We start from the raw sequence: 18,711 nt of genomic DNA on the forward strand, positions 1-18,711 counted from the left end.
TGACAATGGCTTATCAATCACAAGATATTATCCGTCGCTCGGCGACCAATGGCTTTACCCCACCGCCGCAGGCGCGCGATCACCAGCGTCAGGTGGCAAAACTGATCGACGTCACCACCTGTATCGGCTGCAAAGGCTGCCAGGTGGCCTGCTCGGAGTGGAACGACATCCGCGATGAGGTCGGGCATAACATCGGGGTCTATGACAATCCTGTCGACCTCAGCGCCAAATCCTGGACGGTGATGCGCTTCTCGGAAGTTGAGGAGGATGGCCGGCTGGCCTGGCTGATCCGCAAAGAGGGCTGCATGCACTGCGCCGATCCCGGCTGCCTGAAAGCCTGCCCGTCGGCAGGCGCCATCATCCAGTACGCCAACGGCATCGTCGACTTCCAGTCTGAGCAGTGCATCGGCTGCGGCTACTGCATCGCGGGCTGTCCGTTCAACGTGCCACGGCTCAACAAAGAGGATAACCGCGCCTATAAGTGCACCCTGTGCGTGGATCGCGTCAGCGTCGGCCAGGAACCCGCCTGCGTGAAAACCTGTCCGACCGGAGCCATTCATTTCGGCAGCAAAAGCGACATGCTGACGCTGGCGGAAGCGCGCATCACGGAGCTGAAGTCACGCGGATTTAAAAATGCCGGTCTCTATAACCCGGAAGGCGTGGGCGGCACCCACGTCATGTATGTGCTGCATCACGCTGACAGGCCTCAGCTCTATCACGGGCTGCCGGCGAATCCGGGCATCAGCCCGACCGTGACCTTCTGGAAAGGGATCTGGAAACCGCTGGCGGCAGTGGGTTTTGCCGCGACGTTTGCCGCATCAATTTTCCACTATGTTGGCGTGGGCCCGAATCGCGTCACGGAGCATGACGACAACAGCGATCAGCCTGAGGAGCATCAATAATGAAAAAGCCCGATCATCTGGTGCGTTACCGCGCACCCGAACGCATCAATCACTGGATTGTCGCGATTTGCTTTGTCATGGCCGCGTTAAGCGGGTTAGGGTTTTTCTTCCCCTCTTTTAACTGGCTGATGCAGATATTCGGCACGCCACAACTGGCGCGTATCCTGCATCCTTTCACCGGCGTAGTGATGTTTGCGGCGTTTATGCTGATGTTTTTGCGTTACTGGAAACATAATCTGATCACCCGCGATGACCTTTACTGGGCCAGAAACATTCATCGGATTGCGCTGAATGAAGAGGTGGGCGATACCGGTAAATATAACTTTGGTCAGAAGTGTGTGTTCTGGGCTGCTATCATCAGCTTAGTGTTGCTGCTTGTAAGCGGTATTGTGATCTGGCGGCCTTACTTTGCGGATGCCTTTGCCATTCCCCTGATTCGTCTGGCGCTGATTGTGCATTCGGTCTCTGCGGTGGCGCTGATCATCGTCATTATGGTGCACATTTATGCTGCATTGTGGGTCAAAGGGACCCTGACCGCGATGGTGGAAGGCTGGGTCAGCGCCGAATGGGCCAGACAGCATCATCCCCGGTGGTACCGTGAGCAGCGTAACCGGCCAATAAAACAGGAAAAACGCCCCTGATGAGTATTCGCATAATCCCGCAGGACCAGCTGGAGAAAGGCGAAAAAACAACGGCGGAGATGATTCCGCCGTTACTTTTTCCACGGCTGAAAAATTTATACAGCCGCCGTGCCGCGCGATTGCGCGACCTGGCGGCGAAAAATCCACTCGGCGACTATCTGCGCTTCGCGGCGACGATCGCGGAAGCGCAGGAGATTGTGCTGTATGACCATCCGCTGCACATGGATCTTCATGCCCGGCTGACGCAGAGCGCCCGCGAGGGCAAGCCGCCGCTCAATATTCACACCCTGCCGCGCGATCCGCACTGGCAGCGGCTGCTCCATTCGCTGATTGCCGAGCTGAAGCCGGAGATGAGCGGCCAGGCGCTGGCGGTGCTGGAGAATCTGGAAAAGGCCTCTGCCACGGAGCTGGAGACACTGGCCAGCGCCCTGTTTACCGGCGAGTATGCGCAGGTCAGCAGCGATAAAGCGCCCTTTATCTGGGCAGCCCTCTCGCTCTACTGGGCACAGATGGCCGCGCTGATCCCCGGCAAAGCGCGGGCGGAGATGGGCGAGCAACGCCAGTTCTGCCCGGTCTGCGCCAGTATGCCGGTCGCCAGCGTGGTGCACATGGGCAGCCACGAAGGCGCGCGCTATCTGCACTGCAATCTGTGCGAGAGTGAGTGGCATGTGGTACGCAGCAAATGCACCCAGTGCGAACAGTCCCGGGATCTGCACTACTGGTCGCTTGAAAGCGAACAGGCGGCCGTGAAGGCCGAGAGCTGCGGCGACTGTGGCACCTATCTGAAGATGCTCTATCAGGAGAAAGATCCGGCCATTGAACCGGTGGCGGATGACCTGGCGTCGCTGATACTGGATGCCAGAATGGAGCAGGAAGGCTTCGCGCGCAGCAGTCTCAATCCCTTTATGTTTCCTGGCGAATAGTCACTGACTCCGGAGAACCCGATGAAACTTATTGGCAGCTATACCAGTCCGTTTGTGCGAAAGATTTCGGTCATCATGCTGGAAAAAGGCATTACGTTTGAATTCGTTAACGCATCGCCTTACAGCGATGACAGCCATGTGCAGCACTACAATCCGCTGGGCAAAGTCCCGGCGCTGGTCGCTGATGATAAGCAAATCTGGTTCGATTCCGGCATCATCGCGGAATTTCTGGAGCAGCGCGGCGCGGAACCGCATCTGCTGCCAGCCGATCCGCTGGCGTCACTTAACATCCGCCAGATGGAGAAGCTGGCGGATGGCATCTGCGATGCCGCGCTGGTAATCGTCCGCGAGCAGTTGCGTCCGGGCGATCGTCAGTCAGAAGAGGTGCTGCTGCGTCATCGGGAAAAGATTCAGCGCAGTCTGGACATGCTGGAGGCGAAGGTGGCAGAGGGAAAATGGCTCAATAACGGCCAGCTCAATCTGGCGGATATCGCTACCGGCTGCATGATCGGCTACCTCAATTTCCGCCGCGTGGTGCCGAACTGGTGCGTCGGGCGACCAGCGCTGGTGAAGCTGGCGGAAACGCTGTTTCAGCGCGAGAGTTTTGCGCGGACGACGCCGCCTGCGGCGTGAGGGTGTCCAGAGCCAGAACCATTAAAAGGGACAATGGTGTCTGGCTGCATGTTAGGGTCATGTGTTAATTAAGGTCAGCGGAGGTCTAGTGCCAGGTTATAGATAAGTAAAAATTATATTTAATTGATTACATTCATTCCTGCACCTGGATTTCCCCTCAAAAATTTCAACTATCCCTCCGGCCACCCGGAATTATAAAAAATAATTAATATGTATAAATTTTATTAAAAACTAATCATAAGTAAATTGATAATTTATAATATAAGACCCTAATTTATTAGTATGAGCAGTCACCCACACTTTAGTCATACCTTGCTTCCTGTCATTGTATAAATTTGTACGATTTGTACAAAGTTGAAGCCATCTTTTCGTATGAGCATCTTCAATCCACAAGCCAGCCTCACAATGGCTATATTTACCAACTGCCGGACCTGGAAACGTAACCTCATATTCAGACTCGTACTGAATAATCTTACCAGGCGCGATATAAACATAGACACTGTAACAATTCAGAATGCAAATAAAACCAACAGAAAACCCACACCCAAAAGCTTTCAGTACATAGGTCGCTGATTCACCAACTGGTCTGAAATAAACAGCCCGCCCCGAAAAGATAAGACCCAAAATTGATGCAACAGTAACATATGTTGTCCACTCAGGAACACTTTTCATTAATACAACACGTCTTGCGACGCCATCTGCCCACATCAGATACCATAGCCATGCTGCAAATATGGTAAAAAAAACGGCGAGGAATAAATAGCGCTTAATCTTTCCCTTTTCATAAGCTGAAACAAAACCGCTTCCATGCATTTTGATCCTTCCTTTGACAATCGGACTGTTAAATTATTTTTTAGTTAAAAATTTTTAAATAAAATTTATTTTAAGCAACTAACTTTTATAATGGGGTAATGGTGTCTGGCACAGTAGGACGCTTTATCTGCTGGTCAGCAACAGAGCTGATCGCAGGAACCGATACAGTGGTCGGGAGCCTGATAACCGTGCGAACAAACAGGTTCTTTCAACGCGATCACCGATACGGATTCCGGTGATTTCATCTCATGCCTGCTTAATAAATTCCTGCGGGCAATCTCGTTAACAATACGCTCAGGAACATTATCAGCCTCGCATGTTTTATCATCATGAACAATAATGCGGCTTGCGTTTTCATACCCTGGTGCCCACATATTATTATCAGGTAAATTTTTATAAACGGCGATGAGTGGTTTTTTCCACGCAGCAGAGATATGTACTATCGAAGTATCAGGTGTTATGACCACATCCGATTCTTTAATTAATGCCATCACATGATGCAACGTACAAAAGGGGTTTTTTACAACACCATCAGGAAGCGGTACCAGTAATTCGTTACGATGATCCAGAATAATTAACTTTATTTGTTTGCCTTTATTATTAACGAGATGAACAAGCTCCAGCAATTGCTGTTGTGAGAAATTCCTTTCTGGCGTACCTGCAAAGGCATTAACAATAATCTTTTTTTTGTTTTTCCAAGGATCAAGAAAAAATTTTACCTCATCAAGCACACCATCAGGAAAATACAAACTATAATCGGCGCTGCCTTTATCTTTAACACCAATAATTTTGCTGAACAAAGACAGTAATTCTGTAACGTGCTGCTTTTTATTTTTAAAACGAACTGAAACGGTGTAATGGCCGATATCAGGTTTTTTATTTAACCCAATAACGAACCTCGCATTGATATCATTAAACAGTTTCATCCGATGCACCGGCATTTCGGATAAAGAAGGGTCGATAATCAGATCATATTTATTTCTATTTAGCATCTTTATCGTTGCCTTTGAAACGGTATGATTCAAAGACTTCAGGTAATGGTTATAAGTGCAATTTCTCGCTTTATAAATATGCCTGATAAAAGGGTTGTATTTTATTACGTCGTAACAGGCTTCAGTTACCAGCAAATCAACTGCATAGCCAGCCTGATGAAGCGACCTGATGAGTGGGGTCGAAACGATGATATCACCCACTTTGCCTTCATTGCGAACAAGCAATATGGTTTTCACAGAGTCAGGATTAAAGGATACTTTTGCACGTTTATCCCACAGAAGCTTTGCAATTGAGATTCTTGCTTCGAGCTTCACCTTTTTGAGATAGTAATTTTTTCTTCGGTTCCACTCGCGTATTTTTTTGAATGATCCCGTTGATACCGTGATCCTCACATCCTTATTCATTTCGCCCCTCCTGCTTCCTGAGTACATCATTTTCATGATACCCAAACATCATAAATGAGCAGCTATTTATGTATATATAAAATTTACAATAAGCGTGTAATTCTACAACACCCGAAAACGCTTAGACCATATAATAACCCTTATTTATTTCATAGAATTATCATTCATCTAACATCGCTGGTTGGGATTTTGATATAGATACCTATCAACTTTTAACCAAATACACTTTACTGCATCATACGTTACGATATGGCAATTCAGGTTGCCATATATAAGAATTTCACTTACAGATAACCAATGCTGAATTGTGATTAATTATTTAATTAAAGAGAATTAATTAAAAAATTGGGAAACCATGATCTTTATTAACTGCATGCTTATTTCGTTCATAGCAGCGGGAAAAACGCTTTTGGAGATAGTATTATCCATCGAAAAAAATCCGTTTTTCAGAGATGCCTCGCAATCTATTCCGAAGCTTTCAGCGAGTTTGCAAAGCAGACGGTGTATATTTGAACAGGAGAAAACAGTAAAGGAAGCGCGTAACGAGAGATTATTAGCGCGGGCTGAAGGTGGTGGAACACCAGCAGCCCGCTGACCACAACTAACTGGATAGGAGTTAATTATGGCTGGAACAGATTCTACGTCAGAACCCGTCACATCCCAAGCACGCAAAAGCATCGTCGGATATCGCCCCAACGGCGGCAGACCAAATCCCTTGCCTCAACTGACCATCAAAGGGCGATGGCTGGAACAGTGGGGATTTATTAAAGGACAGCCGGTCAGCATCATTGCCAAACAGGGTCAGCTGATTATCCGCATCATGCACATCATGGAGGAGAACGTATGAACATCACTTTTATTCAGGAACCCATCCCGGAACTGACTATCGCTGGCGGCAAGCTGGCGGCACCCGGATTTACCACCGACACACCAATCCGGCTGATGCTGCGGGATAACGCGCTGACAGTGACCACCGTGACCGATGAAGCGGAGTGGAAAGAACTCTGCGAAGCCAGCCAGCAGTGGCAGGATTTGGGCGCGGACTGGATGCGGACTGGGTGCGGACTGGGTGCGGGAGAACGGCGGGGTGATTATCGGCGGCAGCTGGCTGACCGGTTTCAGTATTACTGAGGCGGGACAGCTCGAGATTACCGCTGCGCCCGGCGTGATTCGGTTGCAGCGGAGGTAAGCGAGAGGATTCAGGGCTTAAAGCAAAAATCCCGGCGCAACGGCCGGGACTTCAGAAGATTATTCAGGATCTGATGGGGGAGTTTTACGCGATTTGTACTTATCTATCAGATTAAAAACTATTGAGGCTAATGTAATCGCTGTTCCTGCAATACAACCAAAAATAATAGCTCTCTTAATCTGTCCATCAGGTATCAAGAAATATCCATTCTTAATATATACAATGAACGATGCACCAGCTCCTAAAATAAAACAGACCAGTATACAAAAAACACAAGAATAAATTACAAGCTTGATATAGGCGATCATTTTCCACCCTCATTTCCTTTTTCAGATTCAGAGGACTTTTGCGGAGCCGGTGTATTCAAGAGATCTTTTGTATATCCACCTAAAAATTCTGTCCCAAGTGAGCCGATAGCATCAAATATGAATCCAGGAGCTTCCTTTCCTGTTATTGAACTAACTACCCCTGGTGCATATTCACCAAATCCCCAGCCCAGTCCAGCGCCACCTGCTGCGATACCAATCGATCCAGTATCAGCTCCATCAGTAAACACTGCACCACCTGCCGCTATCCCAACATTCTGCCAGACGTTACGGCCTGGTGCTAACGCACCAGTTACAGCCGCAGAAGCACTTCCCCAGTAATCCCATGTCTTTTGCTGATTTTCAGGCAGGCTCTGATTCTTTTCACTGTTTATATCAATCCACTGATAGGTGCCATTTGCTATTTCCGCTATCGTTGCGCCCGCCACAACCTTCCCAATGCTCGCTGCTGGCCCTATATAACCTGCACCGGCAATCAACACACCATCTTTATAACCGTCAACGATGACTTTGGTGATATTTGCGCCTTCTGGCAGATCACCTTTCGCATTCTTACTCAGTGCAGCGTTGATCTCTTCTGTTATCGCTCCTGCTTCTGCCATTGACATTCCCAGCGTTGAGGCTGCGCCACCGTAGCTGTTCAGCCCTGACGGCAGACTGAACATGTCGTTATTCTCGGACGTGTTCTTTCCTGCCTGCGCACCTGCCACGGCTGAAGCCGCACTATCTGCGGTAAGTCCGACTGCCAGCCCGCCTGCCAGCGTGCTCAGAGCTGATATGGTCTGCTTCTGCGTTTCATTCAGCCTGCTGTAATCATCCGTGCCATACAACGTTTTCGCTATTACGGAAGTTGCGACGGACGCGGTTGCTGCACCTGCCGCTCCGGTTAGTGCTGAGTTACCTGATGCCTGCGCCACTACTGCACCAACAACCGCATGGGCCATCAGGTTTGCTTCCGGGTTGCCTTCCGTCAGCCTGTGTATCTCCGTCGCCAGGTATGGCGCGGCCGCGCCGCTTATGGCCTGCGCCACGCTACCGCCCGACAGCCCCTGTACCGCCGCCGTCACCGCGCTGATGGCACGCTGCACCTTACCGCCCGTTCCGAACCCGGTCTCCGCAAACGCCTGCTTATAAAGGTTGCTGTATACCTGGTTATTAACGTCACTTTCGCTGTACTGCTTCGTCGGATCCTTCGCTTTCAGCTCTGCCAGCGCCCTGTCGCGGTCGGCCTGCGTGGTCCCGGACATCTTATCGTTTGCGGCCTTCGTCGCGATTATCTCGCCCTGCGTCCGGGCGATATCCCCCGCCTGCGCGCCGATTTTCCCGATGAGCTGCGCCGCCTTCAGCCGGTTCTGCTCCTTCTCTTTATCAAAGATAACCTCCAGACCCGGGTTCGCGTTCGCCACGTCATGGCTTAAATCTGCAACGTCCTGCTTCTGCTTCGATGAGTCGCGGATAACAATAGTGCCCTCGCTCACCGCCGACCTCGTGGTGCTCTCCGCGCTGCCGCTGCCGCTCAGCCCCGCCAGCAGGCCGTTCGCCATGTTACCCCCGAACTGGCTGCCGATGCTGCCGCCGGTGCTCATCCCCGCGCTCTGGTGTTCGGTTTTGTAGTCCGCGTGGTTCTCTATGTCACTGAAGCCCAGCGTGCCGGTGTCGAGCCTGTTCAGGCTGGCATCTGCCGTACTCGCGATAACCGCACCGTTCAGCTGCGTGTGTTCACCAGCCGTCACGTCAAAGCCGCCCCTGCCCGCAAAAATCCCGGTCTGCTCCGCCACGCTCTGCCAGTTGCTGTGCATCTTATCCCGGCTCACGTTCACGTTCGCCGACCCGGTCATCGAGCCGAAGGTAAAGCTGCCGCCCGCGCTGGCGCTCTGCTGCTTACTGTCGTAGCGGTCGCTGTCCTGCTCTGAGGTCAGCGTCAGGTTGCGGCCCGCGTCCACCTTCACACTTTCACCATTTGCCTGCGCGCCCGTGAGCGTGGTGTCGCGCCCGCTGGTCAGGCTGAGCTGGCTGCCCGCGTCCAGCGTGGTTTCGCTGTGCGTCAGCCCGTTGCCCTTTTCGCTGCCCTTTGCCGCATTGACGCTCGCCGACACGCTGATGCCGTAGCCGCCTGAACCCACGCCGATGCCGACCCCGACGCTGCCGCCCCTGCTGCTGTTTTTGCTGTCGGTGCTCTGCGTGTTCTGCGCCGACTGCAGCAGGATGTCCCGCGACGCCGCCAGGCTCATATCACCGCCCGCCTTCAGCTGGCTGCCGGTAATGCTGATATCGCCGCTCTGCGCCGTGCCGTTTTTGCCGGTTGCCGTGACGTTAAGGTTACGGCCCGCCGTCAGCGTGCTGCCCTGCGACCGGCTGCTCTCAGTTCGCGTCTCGCTTTTCGACGACTGGCTGCCGTATGAGGCGCTGACGCCGATGGTATTGGTCGCGCCCGTCTCATAGTCTTTATCGCCCGGACTCCGGCCTGCGGCGGCATTGTGTGCATCCGCCGAGGCCGTGTTCAGCCCGTCCATCTGAACCGCCTGCGCCGCCTGCACCCCGTTCAGCGCCGCCTGGGTATTCTGCAGCGCGCTGACCCGCCCGTCACCCGACTTCCTGGCCTGCTGCGCAGTACTCACCGCCGTGTTGAGCGCACTGCCCGCCGCACCCGACAGGGCAAGCGTCAGTCCGCTCTGCTTCGTCTCGGTCTTCTCGGTGCGCGTCCGCTGGTCATAGCCCGGGTCGATGCTCACGCTGTCGCCCGTCAGGTTCAGGTCTTTCCCCGCCACCAGGTCCGCGCCGCCGACGTGGAGCCGGTTGCCCGCCGTGATGTTTACGCTGCCCTGGCTGCTGCCGACGGTGCTGACGCTCTGGCTCTGGGTGGTACCTTTCTCATCGATTTCATGGCGGGTCAACTGCTTCCCGACTGTAAAGCCGATGCCGCCGCTGCTCAGCAGACCGCTCTTTTTCTTTTCCTCCAGCTGATAGTGGCTGTCGGTCTCGGTGGCTGCGCCGATCTCCACGTCGCGCCCGGCACGCAGGTTCACGTCCCGCTCGGCGGCAACCGCCGAGCCGGTCACCGTCAGGTCGCGCCCGGCGATGACCGTGACGCTTTCACCGCTCAGCAGGCTGCCGTTCTCACGGGTAGTAATGTCCTGCGTTACGCTGTGGCCGCTGCTTTTGTTCAGCAGACCTTTATTCTCTGAGCGCTCCTCGCTGTAGAACGACTCCCGTTCGGTGGCAGTATTCAGCACAATGTCCTGCTTCGCCTGCAGCCCGACCGCGCCCTGTTCACTGTGCAGTGTACTGCCGGTCACCGTAACGTCGCCCTCGCGCCCGATCACCGTTACGCCCTGCTGCCCGCTGAAGGTACTGCCGGTGCTGCTCTCACGAGAGTTTTCCTCCTCGCGATGGCTGCGGGTCTTGCCCTCGCGCTTATTCTCGCTGTCCTGATCAAGCACGCTGGCACGCGCATCCTTAATGGTCACGTTCTTCGCACTGACGCCAATTTGGCCCTGTGAACTGTCAACCTGCGCGCCTTCGGCCTGCAGGTTATTGCCCGCCACCACCGCCACGCCCTGGTCACCGCTCAGGGTGCTGAGCAGCAGACGATCTTCCTGACGGCTGTTGCTGACCGATGAAGTCCGGCTATTGGCCTCAAGATGGGTGGTGTTGGTGGTGGTTTCAGCGCCGATGCGAATGTCGCCGCCAGCCTCAACCCGGGCTGAGCCGGAGGCGCTGGCCTGGCTGCCGGTCAGCGTCAGATCACGCCCGGCAGAGAGCAGGATGTTACCACCGGCGCTAAGCTCACTGCCCTGCGCCTGCTGCCACTCGCCGCTGACCTGCGCCATGCGCTTGCCCGCCTCTTCCATGCCGCGGCTGGTACGATTGCCCATCGCCCCGGCGATAACGTTCAGGCTGCCGCTATGGCTGCTTTTCGCGGTACCGATCTCAAGGTTGTTGCGTGCGCTCAGGCTAAGATTATCGGTCGCATTGAGCTTCGCACCCTGTAGCCGGATATCGGTGCCGCTGAGGCTGATATCGTCAGCGCTCATCGTCGCCTGCCGCAGGGCATTCTGCAGATCGGTGCTGATCGTCAGCGTCTCCGCTTTCACATCAATGCTGCCCGCTTTGATGTCGCCGCCCAGGTGCAGGAACTGCCCGCTGTCAACGGAAAGCGCCTTGTCCGCAAAGAGATTCCCTGCGTTGGTCACGCTGCCCGCTGAGAGCTGCAGATTACCGCCGCCAATTACTGCGCCCGCGCCCGTCACGCGCAGTTTGGCCGGTGCCAGATAAACTTTTGGCACCCACACGGTCTGCGGGCCGTTCGCCGTATCAACCGTTTCGCTGACCAGCCAGACGATATCCTGCTGCAGTGCTGCAATCTGTTGCGGCGTCAGCGCCACGCCCGGCACCAGATGGAAATCCTGCGCCACTTTTGAGCCGTTGTTCATCAACGCCTGGTACTGCGCCATCGCATCAAAGCCGTTAACAGAGGCCCTGCCGGTCAGTTTCAGGACCTGCTCACGCACCAGCCGCTGCTCATAAAAACCATCGCCCAGTCGTTTATGCACCTGCGACGGGTCATAGCCCACCCGTTCGAGCAGATAATCACTGCTGATGAATTTATCACGACGCGTAAAACGCTCATCAGTGACCACCAGGAACGGACTGCCCGCCGCGGTATGCTGGCTGAACAGGCCGTTATTGGGGATAGTCGTGGCGACTTTCTCCAGCTGTTGCAGCGCCGTCAGCGCCAGCTCAGCCGGTAACAGCGGGCGAGCATCGTCACCCGCCTCAAGCTCTGTATCGCCGTCATGGTGAGCGACACCGTCCATAGTGAAAGCCAGCGGGTTGCGTTCATACTCCGCGCGCTCGGCGTCGACCGCCTGCAGCGCTGCCTCAAGCTGGCTAACCTGCGCCTGATTAACGGTGGTGTTACTGATGTTCGCTCCGCTGATACTGACGTTACCGTTGCCGGTGATGATGCCGTCAACGGTAGCCAGGGCAGTGGTCTGGTCAGAATGGAAGGTCGGATACCAGTGATGGGTATTCTGGTCATAATGATCGACAATTAGTTCCTGACGGCGCTCATTGACCGAGTAGCCCCGGTTATCAACGCTGCCACCGCCATCCACGGTCAGATTGCCGTTGGCCGTGATCACGCTGGCATCATTGAGTAACGCGCCGGTGATGCGCAGGATCATGTTGCCACCCGCCAGGATACGGGCGCCGATGCCTTCACTGACCAGCCGATCACGCGTTACAGTGCCGGTTACAGTTCGTTCACGAAAATTGTTGTAATCAGTGACGAACGGCGCATTGTCGATGTCGATATGCTTTTCAGGATCCCACTGCTCAATACGTCCACTGTTTGCTTCGCGCCAAACCGTGTTCTGGTAAGGGGTTGGGACGTGCTTTTGCCGCAACCCACGGGTTTCATAGAACGTCATGGCATAGGTGCCGTCGGCATTGGGGTTGAGCGCCAGATAGTTAACCCACAGATCGGTCAACACGCCCTGATTGTTCATGACACGGACCTGGGCGCGTTTGCCTGCAGCGTCAATCGCCAGCAGCGTGCCGTAAGGATTACTCTGCGCGGCCGCCTCATCCTGGAAGGTCAGCTGCTGAGTGGTTGACGCCATGGTGCTGAGTTCCGTATTGGTCTCTCCGCCGTAAGAGCGCCAGTAATAGTTATATCGATGCCACTTGTAGTCATTAGTCTCAGCGTCGCGCTCAATCACCAGTCCTTCGCGCAGATTATCGAGCCGTCGCGCCTCCAGTGTCATATCACCGTCGGCTTCGATAAAACTCGCCCGGTTCTCAATCAGGTCATTGCTGAGTAGCGACAGACGATCGCCGCTGTAAAGCAAGGCGCCATCTTTGTTGCTCAGCCGCTCGCGGGCTTCCAGCGTCAGGCTTTCGGTGGCCGCGATGACTGCCGGCTGGCCATGGTTATCGATAACCCGACCCAGCACGGTGACCTCATCGCCCATCACGGTCGCGCTGTTATCCAGCGAGTCGACATTCAGCGTCAGGGCGTCCGCTTCAAGACGCCCGCTGTTCAGCAGCGCACCGGCCGTGAGCTGCACCGTTTTGCCTACCAGCATTGCTGGGTTAGTGATAGCCGTGGCATTCAGTATCAGATTACCTGGCAGCAGCCAGTCGGCCAGGTTCGTGAACGCTCCGCTCAGCGAGAAGGTCACCGTGCCATTACTGCTGAGGGTTTCGCCTGCCTGGTGGGTATAGTCCTGTTGCGCGGTCAGCGTCAGAGCCTGCAGGCCCAGCAGCGTACCGCCCCGATTGTCGAGGGTCTGTGCATGGATGTTTAATGCGCCCGCACTCTCCAGCCGTCCACCCTGATTCAGCAGGACAAGCGGGGAATCGGTGGCCGGCAGATCACCATTGATGTCGAGATCGCCATTGGCCAGCATCTGCCCCTGTCGGTTATCCAGCCGGGCAATGCCCCGCAGCAGAAGCGTTCCGGCGCTTTGCAATCGTCCGGTGCTGTTATCAATGTCACGGGCAGTCAGGGCGGTGTGAGTAGTACCGAGGATCAGACCCGCGTCGCGGTTGCTCAGCCGATCTGCCTGCAAGGACACCGCCGCCTGGCTGCTCATCACCCCCTGCGCGCTGTTATCGATCGTCGTCGCGTTCAGCACTAAATCCTGGGTGGCAACCAGTTGTCCGCCCTGGTTACTCAGCTGCGCGGCCGCCAGCGTCAGCGCAGCGCCGCTGTGGACTTTGCCCTGCTGGTTGTTGAGCAGATTGATGGTGTAGAGACCCGCGCCCTGGCTGATCAGCGTGCCGCCGGTATTGTCCAGCTGTCCGCTGGTCAGGTTTAGCGTCTCGCGGCTGCTGAACACGCCCTGACGGTTATTGATCGTCGCGGCATTAACCTGCTGTCCACCATTGCTGCGTACCGCGCCGCCGCTGTTATCTAACGAACCCTGCAGGTTTAGCGTGAGCTGTTGCTGGCTGTCGATGCTGCCGCCTGCATTGTTCAGCGTCTGCGCATCCAGCTGAAGCGCATTGCCGCTCTGCACTTTACCGGCCCGGTTATCCAGATCCCCGGCCAGATTCAGCCGCGACTGCCGCTGACTGTAGAGCAGACCGCCCTGGGTGTTATCGAGACGCGCAGCGGTGATGGCCAGCCCCTCACCGGCCAGCCACTGGCCGCCCGCATTGTTTATGTTACCGGTACGGCTGCCTTCGGTCTGACCCTGAACGGTTAGTTGCTGCTGAGCAGAAACTTTACCCGCCAGGTTGTTGATAGTCTGCGCAACGCGTAACGCCATGCCAGAAGCCGACTGCAATACACCGCTGGCGTTACTGAGCCAGTTTGCTGAGAGTTCAGTCTGCTGCTGACTTTGCACGCTGCCGGCCGTGTTATCGAAACCAGCAGTCGTGGCAGTCCAGCGCGCCTGGCTGCCCATCCATCCCTGCGCATTCCCGATCTCCTGCGCCTGAAGCGTCTGGCTTAAGCGGCTGAAGATGCGGCCGTTGCTGTTATCCAGATGACCGGTGAACTGCATATCCAGGGTGTCCAGCGCATTGATGGCACCCTGAGCATTAAACAGATTCACAGCGCTTGCCTGCGTGCGGCCATTACCGGTCAGGGTGCCGCCCTGATTGTCCCAGTCACCCGCCAGGTTGAGCGTCAGCGCCTGCTGGCTAAGCACCTGTCCTGACTGGCGATTGCTCAGCGCACCACCCTGAAGCAGCAGATCGCCGCCACTTTGCAGCGACCCGCCATCGTTATCAAACAGTGTCGCGGAGGAGCCATGGACCGCGAGGGCGTTTTGCGCCGTGAGTTTGCCACCCTGGTTGAGGATATCGCCGCGGCTGGTCAGGACCAGATCGCCGCCAGACTGCAAACGGCCGCTGGCGTTATTGAGTTGATCTGCCGTTGCCGTGACCCGCTCACCACCCTGCGCCGTCCCACCGCTGTTTTGCCAGAATCCGCCGCTGTAGAGCAAAAGATAATGACCCGCTTCGACCCAGCCGCCGCGGTTGTCCAGGCCCTGTGTCGTCGTCAGGCTCAGATCCTGCAGCGCAATCAGTTTGCCCTCTGTGTTGTCCAGTCCGCTTGCTGTCAGGCTCAGATCGCGCTGGCTGATGATCTCGCCCTGCACATTGTTCAGATGCTGCGCGTTCAGCGACAGCTGGCCGCCGTTCAGGGTGCCCGCGTAATTATCCAGATCGCCGCCTGCGCTGAGCGTCAGCGCATTACCGGCCAGCAGATTACCCTGACTGTTATTAACCGCGTCACGGGCAGTGATCGCCAGCGACGCCTGTGTTTTGACGATGCCGCTCTGGTTATTCAGGCTGCCTGCCTCAAGCGCCAAATCGCCGTTGCTGCCCAGTTCACCCGAGGTGTTGTCGAGCAGTCCTTCAACCCGCCAGTGTTGCGCCGCGTTATCCAGTGCAACCATCCGGCCACGCTGGTTGTTCAGCGAGATGCTCTGCAGATTGAGCTGCTGGCTCTCAATCGAGCCGTCGCTGTTGTCGAGCCCGCCAGACAACGTAAAGCGGCTTTCGCCACTTCCAGTCTGCGACCATCCCGCCTGCTGGCTGAACAGGCTGCGTCCATCGATCTGCCAGCGTCCGGCGCTGATTTGTGCCTGCTGCGCGTCGATATCACCTGCGGTATTAATCGTCAGTTCATCACTGTTGATGACCGACTGCCGTACAGCAACACCCTCTTCCTGAGCAATCAGAGAGGCGCGGCTGGCGGCAACCTGAGCGCCACTGAGATCGACCCGGCGTCCGCGCGCGCTGACCTCTTTTTTGCTCAACAGGCTGCCGCTGGCGCGAATAGTATCCTGGCTCTCCAGTTGCAGACTGGCTTCCTGCACAATCTGGCTGCTGGCGTCGCTGCCTGCCAGCAGGTGTCCACTGCTCTGAATGCTGCGGGCCGCCTTCAGTTGCACATCACCTGCCGCCGCCAGGGTGCCGGACTGGGTAATCCCGCCTTCCCGACTCTGAACCGTCAGCTGACCGCCACTGTGGAGTTTGCCCTGATAATCAACGCTGTCTCTGGCCGCCAGGCTGATGTCGCCTCCGGCCTGCGTGACGCCATCCTGTGCTGCCGATTGCCAGACGAGTTTACCTTCGCTGCTCACTACCAGCGTTTTACCCGCCTGCACCTGAGCGTTCTGATTCCGCACGCCAACGCCCGCTTCGGTGCCAATCATGCGGATCTGGCCGCTGTACATGCCGCCCATCTGGCCCATGTCGATCGCCAGTTCAGGTCTGGCGCTGCCGTCGTCAGCCAGCGGTGTGACCGTTTGCGCGTCTGCGCTTACGCGGTTGCGACCGGCCACCACCGCCAGCTCCTTTTTGGCCCAGACGCCCGCATTGATCTCCACCGCGCGGGCCAGGACGTCAACATACTCAGTATCATGGCGGGGATCGCCGTTGAGTCCGCCGCCTTCAATGCGCACCACACCACGTTCAACCTGATAACCCGCCAGGCTGCCGTCAGCGTTGAGCTGCGGTTTGCCGGTGGTCAGCGTCATGCGCCCGGCATTGATCGTGCCGCATCCGTTGCAGACGATCCCCGCCGGGTTAGCGACAATCACCTGCGCCCGTCCGCCCGCCACTTCCATATAACCGCGAAGCTGGCTGGGATTATTGCTGTTCACTTCGTTGAGGATCACCCGCGCCGGTGCTGCGCCGGGCTTGAGGTTGGGGTTGCCCTGAATCATTCCGGCCAGCTGCGTGGAGGTCATCACTGCGGAGTTATTCAGGATGGCACCGTTCTGCGCGACATCGAACTGCTGATACTGGTTATGCGAGATACCAGCCTGATTAGGCGCAGTAATATTGACCTGCGGCAGCCCGTTCTGCGTAGCGATGACGTCTGGTCGCTGACCGGGCATCGCACTATTGTCCGCCACAATGCCGTTTGCCAGTGCTGGCCCGGCAAACAGCGCCAGTTCAAGCAGCCACGTCGTGCGGCGTAACGTGACCCAGAGACGCGGCGCGCCGTTGCCACGGCTCTGGCCGGGTTCCATGCTGCAACTGCGGGCAAGTTCTGACACCACCCGGAGCTCACCATGGGTCCGGCTGAAGATAATGCGATAGCAATGTTTATTCATGGTCACATCCGTGTGAAAGTCAGAAATTCAGCCAGCGGGATCACCCGCTTTATTGGTCAGATTTCCAGGTTAACGCTGAAACCCGCCGTCGCGCCTGATGTATGAAAACCCGCCGGTTTATAGAGCGGCACGCCCGCAAACAGGTCGTAGCTGAACCGGCCCCAGAGCGAGCCGCGTACGCCGATGGCACTGCCTGCCAGCTGATGCCCGACCAGATCCCGGGCTCCAGGCCCGCTTACCCGGCCATAATCAGCCGCCAGATAGAGCTCATGTCCGCGTGAGAAAAGATTCCAGCCCATTTCGTTGCGCCACAGCAGACCCTTTTCGCCTGACAGCATCTGTTCACCGTCGAAGCCGCGCACCGTATAACGCCCGGCAATCGCCATGCGCTCCTGTGGCGTCAGGGCATTCGGACTCCACTGGCCACGCACGCTGCTGTAAATCCGCCAGGGCTGCTCGCCCAGGGCGAAAGGATGGTTGATGCCGAGGTCGCCCAGCAGTATGCCGGTACGCGCGCTGCCCTGATGACGCGACTCTTCCGGCGCAGGCAGTGCATTAAACGCTCCGGTGCCACGCCGCCAGGCAATATTCGCGTCCAGCGTGCTGCTGCCAAAATAGCTGTGCTGATTCAGGCCCAGCTCCCAGCCCGCGGTGCGCCGCTTTTGCTGCTCTATGTCGATATTGTTGACGGCGTTGGTGGAGTGTTTGCGGTAGCCGCGCATATTCAGCGTGGTTTTATTGGACTGGTCGCGATAGAGCAAGCGGGAGACCGTGAGCTGGGCGTTGTCGCTCTTACCGCTGTAGCGCAGCACCTCATTGGCATTAGGGATGTTCTGGTGATAGGTGTAGTCGTTATAGTTGCCGGAGACGGCCCAGTACCCGATCGGGAAAACGTAATTCAGGGTGTGCGAGCGGTTGCCGAACGGCCCATGCTCAAACAGATTTTTGCCGACGCTGGCGTAAAAAAGGTCGTTTTGCGCAAAAGGCGCATCCACCGCCAGCGTGGCGGAACCGAGGTAGCGTCCGGTACTTTCAGAGCCGCTATCATCCAGCCCCAGATTGAGCCGCACCGGTCTGCCTTCATGCCAGTTGACCTGCAGATCGCTGGTCGCTTCCTGCTCGCCCGGCACGATCTTAATGTCGGCACTGGCGCTGGGCACCCGCTTAAAGTTCTCCAGACCCTGCTCAATATCACGCAGATTCAAAATATCGCCCGATGACGCCGGAACGGCATTCCACAGCCGTCCGCGCCAGGAAACAGGTTCTTCGAAGCGAATCTGTCCGATGCGGCCAGGCTGCAGCGTCAGCGTTAATACTCCTTTGGTCAGATCCTGTTCCTGCGCCATTACACGGGTCGTGACATAGCCTCTGGCAAGAATCGCATTCTGCACTTTGTTGATGATCAGCGTGATGCCCTGCCCGCCCAGACAGCGGCCTTTAGCGTCGGCGGCAGCATCAAGTGCCCACTGAAAACGGCTGGCTGCTTCGCCCGTCAGGGCGATCTGATTAATGGCAAAGCAGGGATGTTCACTGACCGGATAACCTGGCAGAGGACGATCCGGACGCGAAAGATGTTCATCCACCTGCGGTGCATTCTGCTGTTGCAGCAGGCGCTCGCGCAACTGCTGGCGCAGTTGCTCGCGGCTATCAATCGTCAGACCTTCTTCATGGGGGAGATTAACAGGTGGCGCAGCCATCAGCGGTAAAGCAGTGCAGGATATCGCCCCTGCCATCATGCCGGGCAAACGTAGTGACGCAGGCCTGCGCAGTAAAAAAATCCTTTTCATGAAAATTCCATTTCACTA

Annotated in this window: 11 protein-coding genes and 1 pseudogene; 7 read left to right on the top strand and 5 right to left on the bottom strand. The window is 56.1% G+C overall.

What is annotated here, in order from left to right; all coding sequences use genetic code 11:
• Positions 1-5: 5 nt before the first annotated feature.
• From fdxH to ACR6AS_RS17445, 4 genes are read left to right on the top strand one after another with little or no spacing between them, the layout of a single operon-like run.
• Positions 6-902, top strand: coding sequence for a formate dehydrogenase subunit beta (gene fdxH, locus ACR6AS_RS17430; RefSeq protein WP_111141318.1), 897 nt, complete (start codon positions 6-8; stop codon positions 900-902).
• Positions 902-1,543 carry a formate dehydrogenase cytochrome b556 subunit gene (fdoI, locus tag ACR6AS_RS17435; RefSeq protein ID WP_111141319.1) on the top strand — a complete coding sequence of 214 codons (642 nt, stop codon included), beginning with the start codon at positions 902-904 and terminating at the stop codon, positions 1,541-1,543. Before fdxH ends, fdoI begins: the two co-directional genes overlap by 1 nt.
• Positions 1,543-2,466 carry a formate dehydrogenase accessory protein FdhE gene (gene fdhE, locus ACR6AS_RS17440; RefSeq protein ID WP_111141320.1) on the top strand — a complete coding sequence of 308 codons (924 nt, stop codon included), beginning with the start codon at positions 1,543-1,545 and terminating at the stop codon, positions 2,464-2,466. Before fdoI ends, fdhE begins: the two co-directional genes overlap by 1 nt.
• Before the next feature lie 21 nt (positions 2,467-2,487).
• Entirely contained in the window at positions 2,488-3,099 is a 612-nt protein-coding gene (locus tag ACR6AS_RS17445; protein WP_434163273.1) for a glutathione S-transferase, read from the top strand.
• A 231-nt stretch (positions 3,100-3,330) separates the two neighbouring features.
• On the opposite strand, the gene ACR6AS_RS17450 is transcribed toward ACR6AS_RS17445, so the two are convergent.
• Complete coding sequence (locus tag ACR6AS_RS17450) at positions 3,331-3,912, bottom strand: hypothetical protein (RefSeq protein WP_375717936.1); 582 nt, start codon at positions 3,910-3,912, stop codon at positions 3,331-3,333.
• A gap of 134 nt (positions 3,913-4,046) precedes the next feature.
• Positions 4,047-5,309: a glycosyltransferase family 9 protein gene (locus tag ACR6AS_RS17455; RefSeq protein WP_434163276.1), complete on the bottom strand. Its 1,263-nt coding sequence runs from the start codon at positions 5,307-5,309 to the stop codon at positions 4,047-4,049.
• Between the two features lie 355 nt (positions 5,310-5,664).
• On the opposite strand from ACR6AS_RS17455, the gene ACR6AS_RS17460 reads away from it, so the two are divergent.
• From ACR6AS_RS17460 to ACR6AS_RS17470, 3 genes and pseudogenes are all read left to right on the top strand, one after another.
• Positions 5,665-5,904, top strand: coding sequence for a hypothetical protein (locus ACR6AS_RS17460; protein WP_293770709.1), 240 nt, complete (start codon positions 5,665-5,667; stop codon positions 5,902-5,904).
• A 27-nt stretch (positions 5,905-5,931) separates the two neighbouring features.
• Positions 5,932-6,156 (top strand): SymE family type I addiction module toxin, encoded by a 225-nt coding sequence (locus ACR6AS_RS17465; RefSeq protein ID WP_293770711.1) that lies wholly within the window; start codon positions 5,932-5,934, stop codon positions 6,154-6,156.
• A pseudogene (locus tag ACR6AS_RS17470) lies at positions 6,153-6,498 on the top strand (SymE family type I addiction module toxin). The gene ACR6AS_RS17465 and the pseudogene ACR6AS_RS17470 overlap by 4 nt, the downstream one beginning before the upstream one ends.
• A gap of 59 nt (positions 6,499-6,557) precedes the next feature.
• On the opposite strand, the gene ACR6AS_RS17475 reads toward ACR6AS_RS17470, so the two are convergent.
• Genes ACR6AS_RS17475 through ACR6AS_RS17485 form a run of 3 tightly spaced genes read right to left on the bottom strand, consistent with a single transcriptional unit; the run spans position 6,558 to position 18,693 of the window.
• The gene (locus ACR6AS_RS17475) at positions 6,558-6,806 is read right to left on the bottom strand and encodes a hypothetical protein (protein WP_288477248.1); all 249 of its coding nucleotides are present in this window, start codon (positions 6,804-6,806) and stop codon (positions 6,558-6,560) included.
• Complete coding sequence (locus ACR6AS_RS17480; RefSeq protein ID WP_434163281.1) at positions 6,803-16,906, bottom strand: hemagglutinin repeat-containing protein; 10,104 nt, start codon at positions 16,904-16,906, stop codon at positions 6,803-6,805. The genes ACR6AS_RS17475 and ACR6AS_RS17480 overlap by 4 nt, the downstream gene beginning before the upstream one ends.
• Positions 16,907-16,962: 56 nt before the next feature.
• Positions 16,963-18,693 carry a ShlB/FhaC/HecB family hemolysin secretion/activation protein gene (locus ACR6AS_RS17485; protein ID WP_434163283.1) on the bottom strand — a complete coding sequence of 577 codons (1,731 nt, stop codon included), beginning with the start codon at positions 18,691-18,693 and terminating at the stop codon, positions 16,963-16,965.
• Positions 18,694-18,711 lie beyond the last annotated feature (18 nt).

It is taken from the genome of Pantoea phosphatilytica, assembly GCF_051025615.1.
Lineage (GTDB): Bacteria > Pseudomonadota > Gammaproteobacteria > Enterobacterales > Enterobacteriaceae > Pantoea.

Excerpts from the sequence above, each read along its gene's own strand:
- fdxH (WP_111141318.1), top strand. The coding sequence starts at position 6 with ATGGCTTATCAATCACAAGATATTATCCGTCGCTCGGCGACCAATGGC.
- fdoI (WP_111141319.1), top strand. The coding sequence starts at position 902 with ATGAAAAAGCCCGATCATCTGGTGCGTTACCGCGCACCCGAACGCATC.
- fdhE (WP_111141320.1), top strand. The coding sequence starts at position 1,543 with ATGAGTATTCGCATAATCCCGCAGGACCAGCTGGAGAAAGGCGAAAAA.
- ACR6AS_RS17445 (WP_434163273.1), top strand. The coding sequence starts at position 2,488 with ATGAAACTTATTGGCAGCTATACCAGTCCGTTTGTGCGAAAGATTTCG.
- ACR6AS_RS17450 (WP_375717936.1), bottom strand. The coding sequence starts at position 3,912 with ATGCATGGAAGCGGTTTTGTTTCAGCTTATGAAAAGGGAAAGATTAAG.
- ACR6AS_RS17455 (WP_434163276.1), bottom strand. The coding sequence starts at position 5,309 with ATGAATAAGGATGTGAGGATCACGGTATCAACGGGATCATTCAAAAAA.
- ACR6AS_RS17460 (WP_293770709.1), top strand. The coding sequence starts at position 5,665 with ATGATCTTTATTAACTGCATGCTTATTTCGTTCATAGCAGCGGGAAAA.
- ACR6AS_RS17465 (WP_293770711.1), top strand. The coding sequence starts at position 5,932 with ATGGCTGGAACAGATTCTACGTCAGAACCCGTCACATCCCAAGCACGC.
- ACR6AS_RS17475 (WP_288477248.1), bottom strand. The coding sequence starts at position 6,806 with ATGATCGCCTATATCAAGCTTGTAATTTATTCTTGTGTTTTTTGTATA.
- ACR6AS_RS17480 (WP_434163281.1), bottom strand. The coding sequence starts at position 16,906 with ATGAATAAACATTGCTATCGCATTATCTTCAGCCGGACCCATGGTGAG.
- ACR6AS_RS17485 (WP_434163283.1), bottom strand. The coding sequence starts at position 18,693 with ATGAAAAGGATTTTTTTACTGCGCAGGCCTGCGTCACTACGTTTGCCC.